The following is a 17761-nucleotide window of genomic DNA, read 5'->3' on the forward strand; positions in this document are numbered from 1 at the left end:
GGTGTGGCGTCGGGCAATGGCAAGGGGCAGATCTTCGTGAAGGGCGAGGTCATCAAGACCGTGCCGGAGTCGAAGATCGTCGAGACGCTGATCGAAGAAGCCATGAAGATCGCCGAGCAGATGGAGAAGGACGGCATCGCCTCGGGCGAGCCCGAGGTCTCCGTCAGCTGAACCCACGACCCGCATCCCAGCGCCCCGCCGGACGGACACCGACCGGCGGGGCGCTGCCGTGAGCGACCTCACGAAGCACCGCGGACCCTGTTCGCAGGCGCGGGCGGCACGGATCAGCCGCGTCGGTTACAGTGCGGAAATCAGCAGACCGTATGGTGAGGCCCCCTCGTGTTGACGCAGACCACCACCCGGGTCCTCGAACCCGGCGATCTCGGTGCCGCTCTCGCCGTCCTGGAGAGCGAGCCCGTCGCCAACGCCTTCGTGACGTCCCGGGTCCAGATCGCGGGTCTCGATCCCTGGCGCCTCGGCGGCGAGATGTGGGGCTGGTACGCCGACGGCAGGCTCCGCTCGCTCTGCTACTCGGGCGCCAACCTCGTCCCCATCTGCGCCACCCCCGAGGCCGTCCGGGCCTTCGCCGACCGGGCCCGCCGGGCCGGCCGCCGCTGCTCCTCGATCGTCGGCCCCGCCGAGCCCACCTCCCGGCTGTGGCGGCTCCTCGAACCGGGCTGGGGACCCGCCCGCGAAGTCCGGGCCAACCAGCCGCTGATGGTCACCGAGAGCCCCTCCGCCGATATCGCCCCCGACCCGCTGGTCCGCCGGATCCGCAAGGACGAGATGGACGTCCTGATGCCGGCCTGCGTGGCGATGTTCACCGAGGAGGTCGGCATCTCCCCGCTCGCGGGCGACGGCGGACTGCTCTACCAGGCACGCGTCGCCGAACTCGTCGGATCCGGCCGGTCCTTCGCCCGGATCGAGGACGGCAAGGTCGTCTTCAAGGCGGAGATCGGCGCCGCGACCCCGCAGGCCTGCCAGATCCAGGGCGTCTGGGTCGCCCCCGAACACCGCGGCCGCGGACTCTCCGAGACCGGCATGGCGGCGGTCCTGCGCTACGCGCTGGCCGATGTCGCCCCCGTAGTCAGCCTCTACGTGAACGACTACAACACCCCCGCACGCCGGGCCTACGCCCGGGTCGGCTTCCGGGAGACCGGCGCGTTCATGAGCGTGCTGTTCTGACCCTCCGGCCATCGGCGCCACCGACCCGTACCCCGTACCCCGCCGCGGCCAGTAGGGTCGGCGCATGGCAGCAGTTTCCGGGGGCGGCCCCCGCACTCCCAGCGTCCGGATCGGGCCCGTCGATCTCGCCGCTCGCGTGGACGAGGCGCTCGCCGTGCAGGCCGTCGCCTTCGGCCTGGGCCCCGAAGAGATCGAGGTACGGCGCCACATCGTCCTCAGACACCTCGACCACCCGCACGCACGCGCCCTCGGCGCCACCACCGCCGACGAGCGGCTCGTCGGCTTCGTCTACGGCATGCCGAACGAACGCGGCCAGTGGTGGTCCACCGTCGTCGAGCCCTACCTCCGCGCCACCGGCTGCGTGCACTGGCTCGACGACTCCTTCGTCATCACCGAGCTGCACGTCCTGCCGAGATTCCAGAACCGGGGCATCGGGCGCACCCTGATCACCGCCATCACCGACGCCGTCGACCACCCACGGTCCATCCTCTCCGCCATCGACACCGAGAGTCCGGCACGTGGCCTGTACCGCAGTCTCGGCTACCAGGACCTGGCACGTCAGGTGCTCTTTCCCAGCGCTCCCAAGCCGTACGCCGTGATGGGAGCCCCGCTCCCGCTGCGTCGCAGGGGCTGAGACCGCGGTCAATGGATTTCCGCCCACCCGGGCCGCCCGGCTAACCTCCTGCACATCACCCTTTCCGAGCAGGAGTTCACCATGGCCCAGGTCCAGCGCATGTCCCGATTGATGATCAAGACACTGCGCGACGACCCGGCCGACGCCGAGACGCTCAACCACAAGCTGCTCGTCCGGGCCGGTTACGTACGTCGCACCGCGGCCGGAATCTGGACCTGGCTGCCGCTCGGCAAGAAGGTCCTGGAGAACATCACCCGCGTCGTCCGCGAGGAGATGGACGCCATCGGCGGCCAGGAGGTGCTGCTCCCCGCGCTGCTGCCCAAGGAGGCGTACGAGGCGAGCGGGCGGTACGACGAGTACGGCGACCTGCTGTTCCGGCTCAAGGACCGCAAGGGCGCCGACTACCTCCTCGGCCCCACCCACGAGGAGATCTTCACCCAGGTCGTCAAGGACATGTGTTCGTCCTACAAGGACCTGCCCGTGATCCTGTACCAGATCCAGACCAAGTACCGCGACGAGGCCCGCCCCCGGGCCGGCGTGCTGCGCGGCCGCGAGTTCCAGATGAAGGACTCGTACTCCTTCGACACCACCGACGAGGGTCTCGCCGAGGCGTACCGGCTCCACCGCGCCGCCTACATCCGGATCTTCGAGCGGCTCGGCCTCGACCACCGCATCGTCTCCGCCGTCTCCGGCGCCATGGGCGGCTCGGCGTCCGAGGAGTTCCTCGCGCCCGCCCCGGCCGGTGAGGACACCTTCGTCGACTGCCCCGCCTGCGACTACGCCGCCAACACCGAGGCCGTGACCTTCAAGGCCACCCCCGCGGACGGCTCGGCGCACGGCCCCGTCGAGGAGCTGGACACCCCCGACACCCCGACCATCGAGACGCTCGCCGCGCACCTCGGCGTCCCGGCCTCCGCCACCCTGAAGAACCTGCTGGTCAAGGTCGACGGCGAGATCGTGGCCGTGGGCGTGCCGGGCGACCGCGAGGTCGACCTCGGCAAGCTCGGCGAGCACCTCGCCCCCGCCGTCGTCGAACTGGTCACCGCCGAGGACTTCGAGGGCCGCCCCGACCTGGTACGCGGCTATGTCGGCCCGCAGGGTCTGGAGAAGGTCCGCTACATCGCCGACCCGCGTGTCGCCCCCGGCACCGCCTGGATCACCGGCGCCAACAAGGAGGGCAAGCACGCGAAGAACGTCGTCGCGGGCCGCGACTTCGAGGTCGCCGACCACCTCGACGTCGTCGTCGTCGAGGCGGGCGACCCCTGCCCCGAGTGCGGCACCGGCCTCCAGGTGGACCGCGCCATCGAGATCGGACACATCTTCCAGCTCGGCCGCAAGTACGCCGACATCTTCTCCCTCGACGTCCTCGGCCAGCAGGGCAAGCCGGTCCGCGTCACGATGGGCTCGTACGGCATCGGCGTCTCCCGCGCGGTGGCCGCACTCGCCGAGCAGACCGCCGACGACAAGGGCCTGTGCTGGCCCCGTGAGATCGCCCCGGCCGACGTGCACGTCGTCGCGGCGGGCAAGGCGCTCCAGACCGAGCTGGCGCTGGACGTCTCCGAGAAGCTGAACGCCGCGGGCCTGCGCGTCCTGGTCGACGACCGCGCGGGCGTCTCGCCCGGCGTCAAGTTCACCGACTCCGAGCTCATCGGCGTCCCGAAGATCCTGGTCGCCGGCCGCCGCTCGGCCGAGGGCGTCCTGGAGCTGAAGGACCGCCGCACCGGCGAGCGCGAGGAGCTCACCGTCGACGAGGCGATCGCCCGCCTCACCGCCTGACACCGCGGAAAGCCGCAGGCCCCGCGCACCGCGCGGGGCCTGCGGCCTTTTCCGGGCCCGAGTCCGACAGGCGCTCAGAGCCAGCCGGCGAACTCCAGCGACAGCTCGCCCTCCTGGCGGCGGCCGGCCGCCAGCGCCCGGGTTCCCGACTCCACCGCACGGAAGAGCGTCCAGCCGTGCAGCCGCTCCCGGTCCACGTCCAGCGAATCGGCGAGCTTCCTGATCCGCCGCCGGGCCGTCACCGGGCCGCCGGGCGAGGCGATCAGGTCCTCGACGCGGTCGCGCACCAGGCGTGCCAGGTCGTAGGCGCGCTCACCGACCAGCGGCTCGGGACCGACCGTCAGCCACGGCACCCGCTCCCCGGCCAGCACCTTGCTCTGGCGGAAATTGCCGTGCAGCAGCAGAAGTTCGGGGGAGTGGGCGACCAGCTCCTCGCGCGCCGCGAGCGCCGCGGCGACCAGGGGCTCCAGAGCCGGGTCGGCCGCCGCGCAGGCGCGCATCGGCTCGATGCGGCGCCCGGTCCGCTCGGTGACCGTCTCGAAACCGTGGACGGCCGGCGGCTCGACCCACAGCCGGCGCACCGTCCCCGCCGCTTCGAGCAGCGCCTTGGCCTCCGGCAGCGAGCGCAGCGACACCTCAGGGTGCAGCCGTTCCAGCAGCAGTGCGCCGGGTCCGGCGGCGACGAGCTGCACCGAGCCCCAGCCGTTCCAGTGGGCCAGCGCCGCCCGCTCCAGCTCGGGTGCGGCCCCGGGCGGTGCGATCTTCAGCGCGGCCGGGGTGCCGTCGGCACACGTCACCAGCAGGACCAGACTGCTGCGGCCCCCCGGGGCGGCGACCCGCTCCACGGCCGGCCCTCCGGTGGCGGACAGCGCTTCCTCGGTCAGTGCGGGAAGCCGCGCCAGCCAGTCGGCGGCGGCCGCGTCCCCGTACGACTCGCCCAGCGCCCGCACCAGACGCTGCGGCGGTTCGAAACCCATACGTGCTTTGTTCCCTTTCAGAGCTTTTTCAGTGCGCCGCGCCGGACCCGTTCGTCACATCGGCCCCGCTCTTCGCACCGGACCCGGCGTGCGCGGCGGTCCCCGCCTTCGCGGCGGTGCCGTCGGCGGTCCGCTCGGCGAGCCCGGGAAAGGGTACGCCGCTGCCCCGCCAGCGGACCGCGCGGACCGCGGCCTCCCGCAGCGCGTCGGCGGCCTCCCGCCTGAGCGGCCCCTCGGCGGCCCGGACGAGATCGGAGTACACGCCCGCGACCCGGTCCTCCAGCACGGCCGCCAGCCGCACCGCCGCGGCCGGGTCCGGCACCGCGAACGGCAGAGCGTACGCCGCCTGCGCCGCGACCGGCTCACCGCCCAGCCCGCGCACCGTCCGCACCAACGCGTCGCGCCGGGCCCGGTGCGCGTAGTAGGCGGCTCTGGCCTCGGCCCGGCGGCCCTCGGCGACCCGGCCGCCGACCACGCCGTACCCGTACACCGCCGCGTGCTCGGCGGCCAGGGCCGCCTGGGCGGCCTTCTGCGTTCCGGCGCTCATGACGAGGCCTCCTTGGCCAGTTCGGTCAGCAGATAGGCGTGGGCCGCGCCCGCCGCCGCGATCGACGCCAGCAGCCGGGCCAGCTCCGGTGGGGCCTCCATGAGGGCCGCCAGATGTGTGTCCGCGGCGCGGCGCTCCGCCGCGGCCAGTTCCCTGACGGCGGTCCCGGCATCGGTGGCCCGCGGCCGCGAGAGGGCGGGCGCCTGCCCGCCGGCCGGTACCAGCGCCTTGGTGTGGGCCCGTACGGCGTTTCGCAGCGGGGAGAGCCCGGCGGCGGTCGCCGGATGGGTCCTGATCACGTGTTCGTAGTTGCCGAGCAGTTCCAGACCGGTCCGCGCGGCGGCCGCCCGGATCCGCTTCTCCGCCCGCGCCGCGGAGGCTTGCTCGGCCGCGGTCGCCGCCGCGGAGCGGCCGGAGTCCTTCCCGCCACCGGGCCCGTCACCACAGCCGGCCAGCACCGCCCCCAGGGCGATCGCTCCCGTCGCGGTGAACACACCTCTGCGCGTCGTCCCCGTGCGCCGCACCTGTTCTCCTTCGGGCTTGTACCTGACTTGACTGGATCTGTCCTGAAGTGATCACCGCAGGCGAGCGTACCTGCGGCCGGGGAGCCGGCGGACGGCAACACCCCTCGGGACCGGATACCCTTTGACCTGACACGCGACGATCCCCCACAACAGCACACGCGGCCGAGGAGTCACCCGGATGAGCACCACCCAGAGCGAGAGGCTGCGCGGGCTGCTCGAACCGCTCGTCAGCGCCGAACAGCTGGACCTCGAAGAGATCGAGGTGTCCCGGGCCGGCCGCCGCCATGTGCTGCGCATCGTGGTGGACTCCGAAGAGGGCGTCGAGCTGGACGCCTGCGCCGAGCTGAGCCGCGCCATCTCCGAGAAGCTGGACGAGACCGACGCGATGGGCGACGGCGAGTACGTCCTCGAAGTCAGTTCCCCCGGTGCCGACCGTCCGCTGACGGAGCACCGCCACTACGTACGTGCCACGGGCCGCCTGGCCAAGTTCCACCTGCACGAGGGCGGCGAGCTGGTGGCCCGCATCCTCGCCGTGGACGAGGAGGGCCTCGACCTCGAAGTGCCGGGCGTCAAGGGCCGCAAGCCCACGTCCCGCCGGGTCGCCTTCGACGAGATCGCCAAGGCGCGCGTGGAGATCGAATTCAGCCGCAAGGACAAGAAGGAAGAGGAGGCGTAGCCGTGGACATCGATGTGAAGCTCTTGAAGGGCTTGGCACAGGACAAGGAGATCCCCTTCGACGTGCTCGTCGAGGCGATCGAGTCGGCCCTCCTCATCGCCTACCACCGTACCGACGGAAGCCACCGCCGCGCGCGAGTGAAGCTCGACGAGCGCGGCCATGTGACGGTGTGGGCGAAGGAGGACCCGGCCGACCTGGAAGAGGGCCAGGAGCCCAAGGAGTTCGACGACACCCCGTCCGGTTTCGGCCGGATCGCCGCGACCACCGCCAAGCAGGTCATCCTGCAGCGGCTGCGCGACGCCGAGGACGACAAGACGTTCGGCGAGTACGCGGGCCACGAGGGCGATGTCGTCACCGGCGTCGTCCAGCAGGGCAAGGACCCGAAGAACGTCCTGGTCGACATCGGCAAGCTGGAAGCGATTCTGCCGGTGCAGGAGCAGGTGCCGGGCGAGGAGTACACCCACGGCCTGCGGCTGCGTACCTACGTCGTACGGGTCGCCAAGGGTGTGCGCGGTCCGTCCGTGACGCTGTCGCGGACCCACCCCAACCTGGTGAAGAAGCTCTTCGCGCTGGAGGTGCCGGAGATCGCCGACGGTTCCGTCGAGATCTGCGCGATCGCCCGCGAGGCCGGTCACCGCACCAAGATCGCGGTCCGTTCGACCCGCTCCGGGCTGAACGCCAAGGGCGCCTGCATCGGCCCGATGGGCGGCCGGGTGCGCAATGTCATGGCCGAGCTGCACGGCGAGAAGATCGACATCGTGGACTGGTCGGACAACCCGGCCGAGATGGTCGCCAACGCCCTGTCGCCCGCAAGGGTGAGCGAGGTCGAGGTGGTCGACCTCGGTGCCCGGTCCGCCCGGGTCACCGTGCCGGACTACCAGCTCTCGCTGGCGATCGGCAAGGAGGGGCAGAATGCCCGCCTCGCCGCCCGTCTCACCGGCTGGCGCATCGACATCCGCCCGGACACCGAGACCGACGCCGAGCGCGACGTGGCCGACCGGGAGCGGGCCGAGCGGGCCCGCGAGCGGTCCGAGCGCCGCTGAGCCGGCCGCGGGAATCACACCCCGCGGGGAATACATCTGAGCGGCAAGCCGCTGAGATCACGACAACATCCGTTCGATTTTTGCCCCAAAGGGGTGAGGTCGGTGCGGGGAGGTAGACTTAGCCGTGTCTGGCCGGACGCACGCCCGTGCTTGCCCTGAGCGAACCTGTGTGGGATGCCGGGAGCGGGCGGCCAAGAGCGAGCTGCTGCGCATCGTCGCGGACGGGGACGACTGCGTCCCCGATCCTCGCGGTACGCTGCCCGGCCGGGGTGCCTATGTACACCCCGCCTCCGTCTGTCTGGACCTGGCGGTTCGCCGCCGGGCCTTCCCCCGGGCCTTCAAGGCCAAGGGGCCGTTCGACCCCGCCGCAGTGCAGCGGTTCGTCGAACGGGCGACACCGTAAGAAATGAACGGCACGGGACCCCGTGCGGTCAGGTACCTCGCGAGTTGGAAGTAGGTCGAGATTGCGATGAGCACTCGATGAGTACGCGATGAGTACGCCCATGAAGTAGCGACGGTCCGGCGGTAACCCGGACCTAAAAGGAGCGAAGTGGCTAAGGTCCGGGTATACGAACTCGCCAAGGAGTTCGGCGTCGAGAGCAAGGTCGTCATGGCCAAGCTCCAAGAACTCGGTGAATTCGTCCGTTCGGCGTCCTCGACGATCGAGGCGCCGGTTGTACGCAAGTTGACTGACGCACTGCAGGGGCCCGGCGGCAACGCCGGCAAGTCCGCTGCAAAGCCTGGCGCGCCCCGCAAGGCGCCCGCAAAGCCCGCAGCGCCCTCCCCGGCCGCTGCGGCACGTCCCGCTGCCCCGAAGCCCGGCGCCCCGGCCCCCAAGCCGGCCCCCGCCGCCCCGGCGAGCAGCACCCCCGCAGCGCCTTCCGCGCCGGCTCCCGGCCCCCGTCCGGGCCCGAAGCCCGCGCCCAAGCCCGCTCCGGTGACCCCGGTGCCCGCTGCCGAGTTCTCGGCTCCGGCTCCGGCCCAGCAGGCTGCCCCGCAGCAGCAGGCCCCTCGTCCCGCGGGTGCCACCCCCGGTCCCCGTCCCGCCCGCCCGGCCCCGGCCGGCGGTCAGCGCGACGGTGGCCAGCGCGACGGCGGCCGTGGTGGCGAGCGCGGCGGCGACCGCCCCGCACGTCCCGCGGGCCAGGGCGCACCGCGCCCCGGCGCCCGTCCGGCCGGTCCCCGTCCGGGCAACAACCCCTTCACCTCCGGTGGCTCGACGGGCATGGCCCGTCCGCAGGCGCCCCGTCCCGGCGGCGCCCCGCGTCCCGGTGGCGGCCAGGACCGTCCGGGCGCCCCGCGTCCGCAGGGCGGCCCCGGTGGCGCTCCGCGCCCGCAGGGCCAGGGTGGTGCCCGTCCGACTCCGGGCGGCATGCCCCGTCCGCAGGCTCCCCGTCCGGGCGGTGCCCCCGGTGGTAACCGTCCGAACCCGGGCATGATGCCGCAGCGTCCCGCTGCCGGCCCGCGTCCCGGTGGTGGCCCCGGCGGTGGCCGTGGTCCCGGTGGCGGCGGTCGTCCCGGTGGCGGCGCGGGCCGTCCCGGTGGCGGTGGCTTCGCAGGCCGTCCGGCCGGTCCCGGTGGCGGTGGCGGCGGCTTCGCCGGCCGTCCCGGTGGCGGCGGTGGCGGCGGTGCGGGTCGTCCCGGTGGTGGCGGCGGCGGCTTCGGCGGTCGTCCCGGCTTCGGCGGTCGTCCCGGCGGCCCCGGCGGCCGTGGTGGCACGCAGGGTGCGTTCGGCCGTCCCGGCGGCCCCGCGCGTCGCGGCCGCAAGTCGAAGCGGCAGAGGCGCCAGGAGTACGAGGCCATGCAGGCCCCGTCGGTGGGCGGCGTCATGCTGCCTCGCGGCAACGGACAGTCCGTCCGTCTGTCGCGCGGTGCCTCCCTCACCGACTTCGCGGAGAAGATCAACGCCAACCCGGCGTCGCTCGTCGCCGTGATGATGAACCTCGGCGAGATGGTCACGGCGACGCAGTCCGTCTCCGACGACACCCTCAGGCTGCTCGCGGACGAGATGAACTACGTCCTCGAGATCGTCAGCCCCGAGGAGGAGGACCGCGAGCTGCTCGAGTCCTTCGACATCGAGTTCGGCGAGGACGAGGGCGGCGAAGAGGCTCTGGTCTCCCGTCCGCCGGTCGTGACCGTCATGGGTCACGTCGACCACGGCAAGACCCGACTGCTGGACGCGATCCGCAAGACGAACGTCGTCGCGGGCGAGGCCGGCGGCATCACGCAGCACATCGGTGCGTACCAGGTCTCCTCCGAGGTCAACGGCGAGGACCGCCGCATCACCTTCATCGACACCCCGGGTCACGAGGCGTTCACCGCCATGCGTGCCCGTGGTGCGAAGTCCACCGACATCGCGATCCTCGTGGTGGCGGCGAACGACGGTGTGATGCCCCAGACGATCGAGGCGCTGAACCACGCCAAGGCGGCCGAGGTGCCGATCGTGGTCGCGGTCAACAAGATCGACGTCGAGGGCGCCGACCCGACCAAGGTGCGCGGTCAGCTCACCGAGTTCGGTCTGGTGGCCGAGGAGTACGGCGGCGACACGATGTTCGTCGACATCTCCGCCAAGCAGGGCCTCAACATCGAGTCCCTTCTGGAGGCCGTCGTCCTCACCGCCGACGCCTCGCTCGACCTGCGGGCCAACCCGGAGCAGGACGCGCAGGGTATTGCGATCGAGTCCCACCTCGACCGCGGCCGCGGTGCCGTTTCGACCGTCCTGGTCCAGCGCGGCACGCTGCGCATCGGCGACACGATGGTGGTCGGCGACGCGTACGGCCGTGTCCGGGCGATGCTCGACGACAACGGCAACAACGTCGAGGAAGCGGGTCCGTCGACCCCCGTCCTCGTGCTCGGTCTCACCAACGTCCCGGGTGCCGGCGACAACTTCCTGGTGGTCGACGAGGACCGTACGGCCCGTCAGATCGCCGAGAAGCGTGCCGCCCGTGAGCGCAACGCCAACTTCGCCCGCAAGGGTGTCCGGTTCTCCCTGGAGAACCTGGACGAGGCGCTCAAGGCCGGTCTGGTCCAGGAGCTCAACCTCATCATCAAGGGCGACGCGTCCGGTTCGGTGGAGGCTCTCGAGTCCTCGCTGCTCCAGCTCGACGTCGGCGACGAGGTCGACATCCGGGTCCTGCACCGCGGTGTGGGTGCGGTCACCGAGTCGGACATCGACCTGGCGACCGGCTCCGACGCCATCGTCATCGGCTTCAACGTCCGCGCTGCCGGGCGTGCCCAGCAGATGGCGGAGCGCGAGGGCGTCGACGTCCGCTACTACTCGGTGATCTACCAGGCCATCGAGGAGATCGAGGCGGCCCTCAAGGGCATGCTCAAGCCGGAGTACGAAGAGGTCGAGCTCGGTACGGCGGAGATCCGCGAGATCTTCCGCTCGTCCAAGCTGGGCAACATCGCCGGTGTGCTGGTCCGCTCCGGCGAGGTCAAGCGCAACACCAAGGCGCGCCTGCTGCGCGATGGCAAGGTCATCGCGGAGAACCTCAACATCTCCGGTCTGCGCCGCTTCAAGGACGACGTCACCGAGATCCGCGAAGGCTTCGAGGGCGGTATCAACCTCGGAAACTTCAACGACATCAAGATCGACGACGTCATCGCGACGTACGAGATGCGCGAGAAGCCGCGAGGCTGATCCACGGGAATTCCGGGGGGAGACCCCCGGACCTCTCTTCAACAGTCGGGGCCGGTCGACGGGTCGTATTTCCGTCGATCGGCCCCGGCCGTTCCGTGTACGGTTCTGGTGTCCCTGCCAAGCACTGGCAGGGCGCGAACCCGAACCGGCGGGACATCCGGACATACATGTATGTGGGGACACTGTCCTTCGATCTGCTTCTCGGCGACGTACGGTCGTTGAAGGAGAAACGCTCCGTCGTCCGCCCGATCGTCGCCGAACTCCAGCGCAAATTCGCGGTGAGCGCGGCGGAGGTGGGCGGTCAGGATCTCCATCGCAGGGCCGAGATCGGTCTTGCCGTGGTCTCCGGGGACACCGGACACCTCACAGATGTTCTGGACCGGTGCGAGCGGCTGGTGGCCGCACGCCCGGAAGTGGAGCTGCTGTCCGTACGACGGCGGGTACACAGCGACGAAGACGATTGAGCAAGGCGAAGAAGGAGACGGACCAGTGGCCGACAACGCGCGGGCGAAGAAGCTGGCGGACCTCATCCAGGAGGTGGTCGCCGAGAAACTGCAGCGCGGCATCAAGGACCCGCGTCTGGGTACGCACGTGACCATCACGGACACCCGGGTCACCGGTGACCTGCGGGAGGCCACGGTCTTCTACACGGTCTACGGCGACGACGAGGAGCGGGCCAGCGCCGCGGCCGGTCTGGAGAGCGCCAAGGGCATCCTGCGCTCGGCGGTCGGAGCGGCGGCGGGGACGAAGTTCACCCCCACGCTGGCCTTCGTGGCAGACGCCCTGCCGGGCAACGCCAAGGCGATCGAGGACCTCCTCGACCGGGCGCGTGCCTCGGACGCACGGGTGCGCGAGGCGTCCTCGGGCGCCACGTACGCCGGTGGTGCCGACCCGTACCGCAAGGCGGACGACGACAACGACGAGGACGCCGCCTCCGAATGACATCGCAGAAAACGCCGGACGGCCTTGTCATCGTCGACAAGCCGTCCGGCTTCACTTCGCACGACGTCGTCGCCAAGATGCGCGGCATCGCCCGGACCCGCAGGGTCGGTCACGCCGGCACGCTGGACCCGATGGCCACGGGCGTTCTCGTGCTCGGTGTCGAGAAGGCCACCAAGCTGCTGGGCCATCTCGCACTGACCGAGAAGGAGTACCTCGGCACGATCCGGCTCGGCCAGAACACCGTCACGGACGACGCGGAGGGCGAGATCACCTCGTCCACCGACGCCTCCGGTGTGACCCGCGAAGGCATCGACGCCGGGGTCGCGGCCCTGACGGGACCGATCATGCAGGTGCCGTCCAAGGTCAGCGCCATCAAGATCGACGGCAAGCGGTCCTACGCGCGGGTGCGCGGCGGCGAGGAGTTCGAGATCCCGGCCCGGCCGGTGACGATCTCGTCCTTCCACGTCTACGACGTCCGCCCGGAGGTCGCCGAGGACGGCACGCCGGTCGTCGATCTGGTCGTCTCGGTGGTCTGCTCCTCGGGCACGTACATCCGCGCGATCGCCCGGGACCTCGGTGCCGGGCTCGGCGTCGGCGGGCATCTGACCGCACTGCGGCGCACCCGCGTCGGGCCCTACGGCCTCGACGCGGCGCGGACGCTCGACCAGCACCAGCAGGAGCTGACCGTGATGCCGGTGGCCGAGGCCGCCGCCTCGGCCTTCCCCCGCTGGGACGTGGACGAGAAGCGCGCCAAGCTGCTGCTGAACGGCGTCCGGCTGGACATGCCGGCCTTCCCACCGGGACCGGTCGGTGTCTTCGGGCCCGACGGGCGTTTCCTGGTGCTCGTCGAGGAGCAGAAGGGCAAGGCCAAGAGCCTCGCCGTATTCGTCTGACGGGCTCCGTGGGCGGGCCGGTTCTCCGGGATGCTCATCGTGGAGCGGGCGGGGCAGTTCCCGGCGCCCGCTCCACGGTCCCCCATTTGTTCTGTCCACCGGACGCCGCCAATTCACCCCAATGGGCAGGCGCTCGGAGTGAATAGGGGGTGCATTCGGGGGCGCTTTTACTCCGAGTGGTACACGCGCTGATCATCGGACCTAACGTTCGGATCATGGGAAGCGGGGACCGGGCAGCGCTGGTACGTATCTGCGATCCGGCCGGCCGGCCGAGGGGCACCGGATTCGTCGCGGACGACCGGGGCACGGTACTGACCAGTCATGAAGCCGTGGACGGCCCCACCGGGCTGGTCCTGCACGGACCGGACGGCCGCAGCCGCGCCCTGGAGGCCGGCGACATCACCGCGCTGCCCGAGCTGGATCTCGCCCTGCTGCACACCGCGGGGCCGGGCGAGCTGGGCGTGGAGCCGGTCCCGATCGCCCTGCGGGAGCGGATCGACGCCGGTACGTACGTGACGATCGCCGCGTGCGGCTGGCGCGAGGCCAGAGTGCTCGGCACCGCCCCCGTGACGTACACCGCGAACGGCCGCACCCACCGGATCGGCGCGGCGCTGGAGCTGGCGCTCGGCACGGACGGCAGGGACGCCCTGCGGCTCGGCGGGGCGGCCGTGGGCGGACCCGTTTTCGACCCGGAGAGCGGCGCGGTCATCGCCGTGCTGGGCAGTGCGCTGCGCGCCGGGCACACGGGGGCGGGGTTCGCCGTGCCGCTCCGGGCGGGGAGCGCCGAGGGCCCGCTCGGCGCCTTGCTGCGGCGCAACGCCACGAGTGTCCCCGGATACGGACGCGATCTGAACCTCGCGGGCGCCCTGCACCTCACCGCGACCTCGCTCGGCTCGGCGGACGGACCGGCCGCCTGCCCCGATCCGGTCGAACGCCCGGACGTCACCGCGGAGTTCGACGCCTTCGCGGGCCCGGTCCGCGCCGGATCGGCACCGGAAGGCCCCGCCGTCGTCCTCGGTCTCGTCGGAGCGCCGGGCACCGGCCGCACCACCGAACTGGCCGCGCTCACCGCACGCCGGGCGCGCGGCCCGGTGCCCGCCCCCACCCTCTGGCTGCGCGGCGCCGATCTGCTGGCCGACGACACCTCGGTCGCCGACGCCGTCGCCCGCGCACTGCGCCGGGCAGGCCGGATCGTCACCGCGGCCGGCGCCCGGGGCGACATGGCGAGCGCCACCCCCGAGCGGGTGGCCCGGCTGGCCGAGGAGTCCGGGAGCCCCCTGCTCGTGCTGCTGGACGGCCCCGAGGAGATGCCTCCCGCGCTGGCCCACGAGCCGGCCCGGTGGACCACCGCCACCGTCGAGTGGCTGCGGGACAACGGGGCGCGGCTGGTGATCGCCTGCGGCCCCGAGCACTGGGAGACGGCCGGTGCGTTCTGTCCGCCCGGGGCGCTGCACCGCCCCGCCAGACCGGCCAGGCGGCTGCCTCCCGCGGTCCGCCTGGGCGACTTCACCGCAGGCCAGGCCGGACAGGCCAAGGAGCGGTACGCCATCCCGCCGGAGGGGCTCGCCCCCGGGCACGACCGGCACCCGCTCACCCTGCGCCTGCTCGCGGAGGTGCGCGCCGCGCTGCCGGGGGACGTCGCCGGGCAGCCCGGGACCGAGGAGGTCTTCGGCGCCCATCTGGACCTGATGTGCCTGCGCGTCGCGGTCCGCATCGCCGCCGCGTCCGGCCGGCCGCCCGGGGGCGGCGCGGTGCGCGGGCTGGCCGCCCGGGTGGCGGGGCAGGTCCACGAGGCGGCGCGGCGCTGTCTGGGCCCCGGGCAGGGGGAGCTGGACCGGGCGGCGTTCGAGGAGGTCTTCCCCTGGCGCACGGGCTGGGCCTCGGCCGTCCTCACCGAGGGCCTGCTCGTCCCGGCGGGCGCCGGCTACCGCTTCGCGCACGAGGAGCTCGGGGACTGGGTGCAGGGCGCCCACCTGGACGTCGACGCGGCGCTGCACGCGCTGGTCCATCGCTGGCACGCCCAGCAGGGGCCGGGCGGAGAGCCGGGGGCGCCGGCCGCCGAAGGCCGGGTCCCGCAGCCGAGGAGGCCGCCTGCGGCGACCGGTACGCGCACCCTGCCCGTACCGCGCCACCGCATCGGGCCGGTGATCCAGGCCCTGCTGCTCCTGGGCCGACGGCACGGCCCCGCCGCCCTCTCCCACCAGCTGGCCGATCTCATCGAGGCGCTGGACCGGCTGTCCATGGAGGCGGGGTCCGAGGCGGTGGCGAACCCGGGACCGCGCCACGACGCCCGCTGGTGGGCGGTCCGGCTGCTCTCCCAGACCCTGCTCCGGGTGCCCGACGCCCGGCCGCACCTCGGCGTGCTGCGCCTCCTGGCCGGCCGGGTCGTGCGCCGGGCGGCCACGGGCGCGCCGGGCGGCCCGGGGACGTACGCCGCGTTCGGGCCGTGGTTCTGGTGGCGGCTCAGGCTGTCCGAGGAGGACCGGATGGATCTGTTCCGTCGCCTCGTCCCCGCCGACGGCCCGCCCCCCGGCGAAACCCGTGCCGACGACCGCTCCACAGGCACATGTCCCGACGGCGGCGAACGGTTCCTGGACGCCGTGGCGCGCCGCCTCGCCGACCGGCCGCGGACCGTACTGCCCCTGCTCTGCGGCTGGTTCACCGACGAGCGCCCGCTCCCCGCCGGGGACGGGGACGCGATGCGGCCGACCGTGGCGGCCGCCGCCCAGGCGCTCCTCTACGCCCGCCGGGACCTGGCCGTCGACGAGCTGACCGACGCGCTGGTCTCGACACCCCACCCCAGGGCCGGGGAACTGCTCGCCGCGCTGGCCGAGGACGAGCCCTCCGCGCTGTGCCGGGCCGTCCACCGCTGGGCCCACGACGAGGACCGCGGGGACCGCCGCACCGCCGCCGCCACGTACGCGCTGGTCACCTCTCCACACGCCACCCTGGACGCCGACCGCGAGCTGCTGCGCGGATCCGCCCTGGCCCTGCTGGCCCGTCCGGCGGACGCCACCCTGCACGGGGCCGCGCTCGCCCTCCTCGTACAGGATCCGCGGACCCGGGACCGCCACCTCCCGCAGGCGCTCCGGGCCTTCGTCGCGGGGGAGTGCGGGCCGTCCGCACAGGCGCTCGCCGTCGCGCTGCCCTCCCACCCGGAGGTGGTGCTCGCCGCGTTCCGGGAGCGGCTCACCCGGCCGGACGACGGGGCGGGCGAGGCGCTGTGCTCACTGGCCGGGATCGACGCCCCCGCGCTCGCCCTGCACACCGCCGGGCTGGTGCGCGCCTACATCGACAGCCACCCGGACGACGCCGTGCACCCCGCCTCGTACATCGACCGGAGACTGGAGAGCGGCCCCGCCGCCCGTGCCCTGCTGCTGCCCCTGGTGACCGGGCTGCTGCGGGACCGCCCCGTCCCGCCACCGGTACGCGGAGCGCTCGCCGGAGTGCTGGCCGCACCCGGGAGCCCCGCCTCCGGGCCGCTGCGGGAGCAGCTGCTGGAGGTCCTGCTGGATTTCGAGCAGGAGGCCCACCGCGATCCGGCCGTGCTCGACGCGTTGCTGCGGGCCGCCGCGACCGGCTCCGGCACCCGCGCCCCCGCCCGCACCCGTGCCCTGGTCCACCGCACGGCGACCCTGCTGGTCCGGACCCCCGAGGGTGCGGTCCGCTTCGACCGCCGGCTGGTCGAACTCGCCCGTGAGGTGCCCGGATTCGCCGCCCTGATCAACGGGTGGCTGGCCGGCGCCCCGCAGGAATGGGCGACGCTCGTCGGCCCGAGCGCGCGGCGGACGGTGGAGGCGCTGGGCAGCGCGAAGGCGATGCCGATGCAGGCCGCGCGGCGTGAGCATGGCAGTCTTAGACCTGCGTAAGAGACAAACCCACGTACACAGGTTCGGGCGAGGAGCGGTCAGAGTGCAGCGCTGGCGTGGCTTGGAGGACATCCCCCAGGACTGGGGACGCAGCGTCGTCACCATCGGCTCCTATGACGGGGTGCACCGCGGACACCAGCTGATCATCGGGCGGGCCGTGGAGCGCGCCCGTGAGCTGGGCGTGCCGTCGGTCGTGGTCACCTTCGACCCGCATCCCAGCGAGGTCGTACGGCCCGGCAGCCACCCGCCGCTGCTCGCCCCGCACCACCGGCGCGCCGAGCTGATGGCGGAGCTGGGCGTGGACGCGGTGCTCATCCTGCCGTTCACCAGCGAGTTCTCGAAGCTGGCACCGACCGACTTCATCGTGAAGGTGCTCGTCGACAAGCTGCACGCGCAGCTGGTCATCGAGGGCCCGAACTTCCGCTTCGGCCACAGGGCCGCCGGGAACGTGCAGCTGCTCACCGAGTTCGGTGAGACCTACGACTACCGCGTCGAGGTCATCGACCTGTACGTGAGCGGCGAGGCGGGCGGCGGCGAGCCGTTCTCCTCCACCCTGACCCGGCGGCTGGTGGCCGAGGGCGATGTCGCGGGTGCCGCCGAGATCCTGGGCCGCCCGCACCGGGTCGAGGGCATCGTCGTCCGCGGTGCGCAGCGCGGCCGTGAGCTCGGCTTCCCCACGGCCAACGTGGAGACCCTGCCGCACACCGCGATCCCCGCCGACGGCGTCTACGCGGGCTGGCTGAACGTGAACGGCGAGGCGATGCCCGCCGCGATCTCGGTCGGCACGAACCCGCAGTTCGACGCCACGGAGCGGACGGTGGAGGCGTACGCGATCGACCGCGTCGGCCTCGATCTGTACGGGCTCCATGTCGCGGTGGACTTCCTCGCGTACGTGCGCGGGATGCTGAAGTTCGACTCGATCGACGACCTGCTCGTGGCGATGGCCGCCGATGTGAAGCGGTGCGGCGAGCTGATCTCCGCGTACGAGCGCGGCTGAACCTCTTCCCGTACGGGACGACGCGGGGCCGGAACCGTCGAGGAGACGGTCCCGG

The 17761-nt window shown here is 72.7% G+C and carries 15 protein-coding genes and 1 pseudogene; 13 read left to right on the forward strand and 3 right to left on the reverse strand.

Features of this window, described 5'->3' with window-relative positions; all coding sequences use genetic code 11:
- The 4 genes and pseudogenes from AB0D53_RS38765 to AB0D53_RS38780 all read left to right on the forward strand — a co-directional run.
- Positions 1–171 (forward strand): annotated as a pseudogene (locus tag AB0D53_RS38765) (4-hydroxy-3-methylbut-2-en-1-yl diphosphate synthase); the annotation flags it as partial.
- A 168-nt stretch (positions 172–339) separates the two neighbouring features.
- Complete coding sequence (locus tag AB0D53_RS38770) at positions 340–1185, forward strand: GNAT family N-acetyltransferase (protein ID WP_362454071.1); 846 nt, start codon at positions 340–342, stop codon at positions 1183–1185.
- A 64-nt stretch (positions 1186–1249) separates the two neighbouring features.
- Complete coding sequence (locus tag AB0D53_RS38775) at positions 1250–1819, forward strand: GNAT family N-acetyltransferase (RefSeq protein ID WP_362454072.1); 570 nt, start codon at positions 1250–1252, stop codon at positions 1817–1819.
- Between the two features lie 81 nt (positions 1820–1900).
- On the forward strand, positions 1901–3595 hold the full coding sequence (locus AB0D53_RS38780; RefSeq protein ID WP_362454073.1) for a proline--tRNA ligase: 1695 nt from the start codon (positions 1901–1903) through the stop codon (positions 3593–3595).
- A gap of 74 nt (positions 3596–3669) precedes the next feature.
- Here AB0D53_RS38780 and AB0D53_RS38785 read toward each other — a convergent pair whose 3' ends face one another.
- From AB0D53_RS38785 to AB0D53_RS38795, 3 genes are read right to left on the reverse strand one after another with little or no spacing between them, the layout of a single operon-like run.
- Complete coding sequence (locus AB0D53_RS38785) at positions 3670–4572, reverse strand: aminoglycoside phosphotransferase family protein (RefSeq protein ID WP_362454074.1); 903 nt, start codon at positions 4570–4572, stop codon at positions 3670–3672.
- Between the two features lie 28 nt (positions 4573–4600).
- The gene (locus AB0D53_RS38790; protein ID WP_362454075.1) at positions 4601–5119 is read right to left on the reverse strand and encodes a ferritin-like domain-containing protein; all 519 of its coding nucleotides are present in this window, start codon (positions 5117–5119) and stop codon (positions 4601–4603) included.
- A complete protein-coding gene (locus tag AB0D53_RS38795; RefSeq protein ID WP_362454076.1) occupies positions 5116–5643 on the reverse strand; it encodes a hypothetical protein in 528 nt (175 codons plus the stop codon). Before AB0D53_RS38795 ends, AB0D53_RS38790 begins: the two co-directional genes overlap by 4 nt.
- 178 nt (positions 5644–5821) lie before the next feature.
- On the opposite strand from AB0D53_RS38795, the gene rimP reads away from it, so the two are divergent.
- The 9 genes from rimP (at position 5822) to AB0D53_RS38840 (ending at position 17706) form a co-directional block, all read left to right on the forward strand.
- A complete protein-coding gene (rimP, locus tag AB0D53_RS38800) occupies positions 5822–6319 on the forward strand; it encodes a ribosome maturation factor RimP (protein WP_362454077.1) in 498 nt (165 codons plus the stop codon).
- A gap of 2 nt (positions 6320–6321) precedes the next feature.
- Entirely contained in the window at positions 6322–7362 is a 1041-nt protein-coding gene (gene nusA, locus AB0D53_RS38805; protein WP_329813711.1) for a transcription termination factor NusA, read from the forward strand.
- Between the two features lie 124 nt (positions 7363–7486).
- Positions 7487–7765 (forward strand): YlxR family protein, encoded by a 279-nt coding sequence (locus AB0D53_RS38810; RefSeq protein WP_362454078.1) that lies wholly within the window; start codon positions 7487–7489, stop codon positions 7763–7765.
- Between the two features lie 147 nt (positions 7766–7912).
- On the forward strand, positions 7913–11005 hold the full coding sequence (gene infB, locus AB0D53_RS38815; RefSeq protein ID WP_362454079.1) for a translation initiation factor IF-2: 3093 nt from the start codon (positions 7913–7915) through the stop codon (positions 11003–11005).
- A 167-nt stretch (positions 11006–11172) separates the two neighbouring features.
- The gene (locus AB0D53_RS38820) at positions 11173–11469 is read left to right on the forward strand and encodes a DUF503 domain-containing protein (protein WP_362454080.1); all 297 of its coding nucleotides are present in this window, start codon (positions 11173–11175) and stop codon (positions 11467–11469) included.
- A 25-nt stretch (positions 11470–11494) separates the two neighbouring features.
- Complete coding sequence (gene rbfA, locus AB0D53_RS38825; protein WP_362454081.1) at positions 11495–11947, forward strand: 30S ribosome-binding factor RbfA; 453 nt, start codon at positions 11495–11497, stop codon at positions 11945–11947.
- Entirely contained in the window at positions 11944–12840 is an 897-nt protein-coding gene (truB, locus tag AB0D53_RS38830; RefSeq protein ID WP_362454082.1) for a tRNA pseudouridine(55) synthase TruB, read from the forward strand. Before rbfA ends, truB begins: the two co-directional genes overlap by 4 nt.
- Before the next feature lie 215 nt (positions 12841–13055).
- Complete coding sequence (locus AB0D53_RS38835; RefSeq protein WP_362454083.1) at positions 13056–16709, forward strand: serine protease; 3654 nt, start codon at positions 13056–13058, stop codon at positions 16707–16709.
- A gap of 43 nt (positions 16710–16752) precedes the next feature.
- Entirely contained in the window at positions 16753–17706 is a 954-nt protein-coding gene (locus AB0D53_RS38840; protein WP_362454084.1) for a bifunctional riboflavin kinase/FAD synthetase, read from the forward strand.
- Positions 17707–17761: the final 55 nt, after the last annotated feature.

It is taken from the genome of Streptomyces sp. NPDC048295, assembly GCF_040652135.1.
Classification (GTDB): domain Bacteria; phylum Actinomycetota; class Actinomycetes; order Streptomycetales; family Streptomycetaceae; genus Streptomyces.

What these genes read in the sequence shown, in the direction of transcription:
- AB0D53_RS38775 (WP_362454072.1), top strand. Translation starts at nt 1,250, where the DNA reads ATGGCAGCAGTTTCCGGGGGCGGCCCCCGCACTCCCAGCGTCCGGATC.
- AB0D53_RS38780 (WP_362454073.1), top strand. Translation starts at nt 1,901, where the DNA reads ATGGCCCAGGTCCAGCGCATGTCCCGATTGATGATCAAGACACTGCGC.
- AB0D53_RS38785 (WP_362454074.1), bottom strand. Translation starts at nt 4,572, where the DNA reads ATGGGTTTCGAACCGCCGCAGCGTCTGGTGCGGGCGCTGGGCGAGTCG.
- AB0D53_RS38790 (WP_362454075.1), bottom strand. Translation starts at nt 5,119, where the DNA reads ATGAGCGCCGGAACGCAGAAGGCCGCCCAGGCGGCCCTGGCCGCCGAG.
- rimP (WP_362454077.1), top strand. Translation starts at nt 5,822, where the DNA reads ATGAGCACCACCCAGAGCGAGAGGCTGCGCGGGCTGCTCGAACCGCTC.
- AB0D53_RS38820 (WP_362454080.1), top strand. Translation starts at nt 11,173, where the DNA reads ATGTATGTGGGGACACTGTCCTTCGATCTGCTTCTCGGCGACGTACGG.
- truB (WP_362454082.1), top strand. Translation starts at nt 11,944, where the DNA reads ATGACATCGCAGAAAACGCCGGACGGCCTTGTCATCGTCGACAAGCCG.
- AB0D53_RS38835 (WP_362454083.1), top strand. Translation starts at nt 13,056, where the DNA reads ATGGGAAGCGGGGACCGGGCAGCGCTGGTACGTATCTGCGATCCGGCC.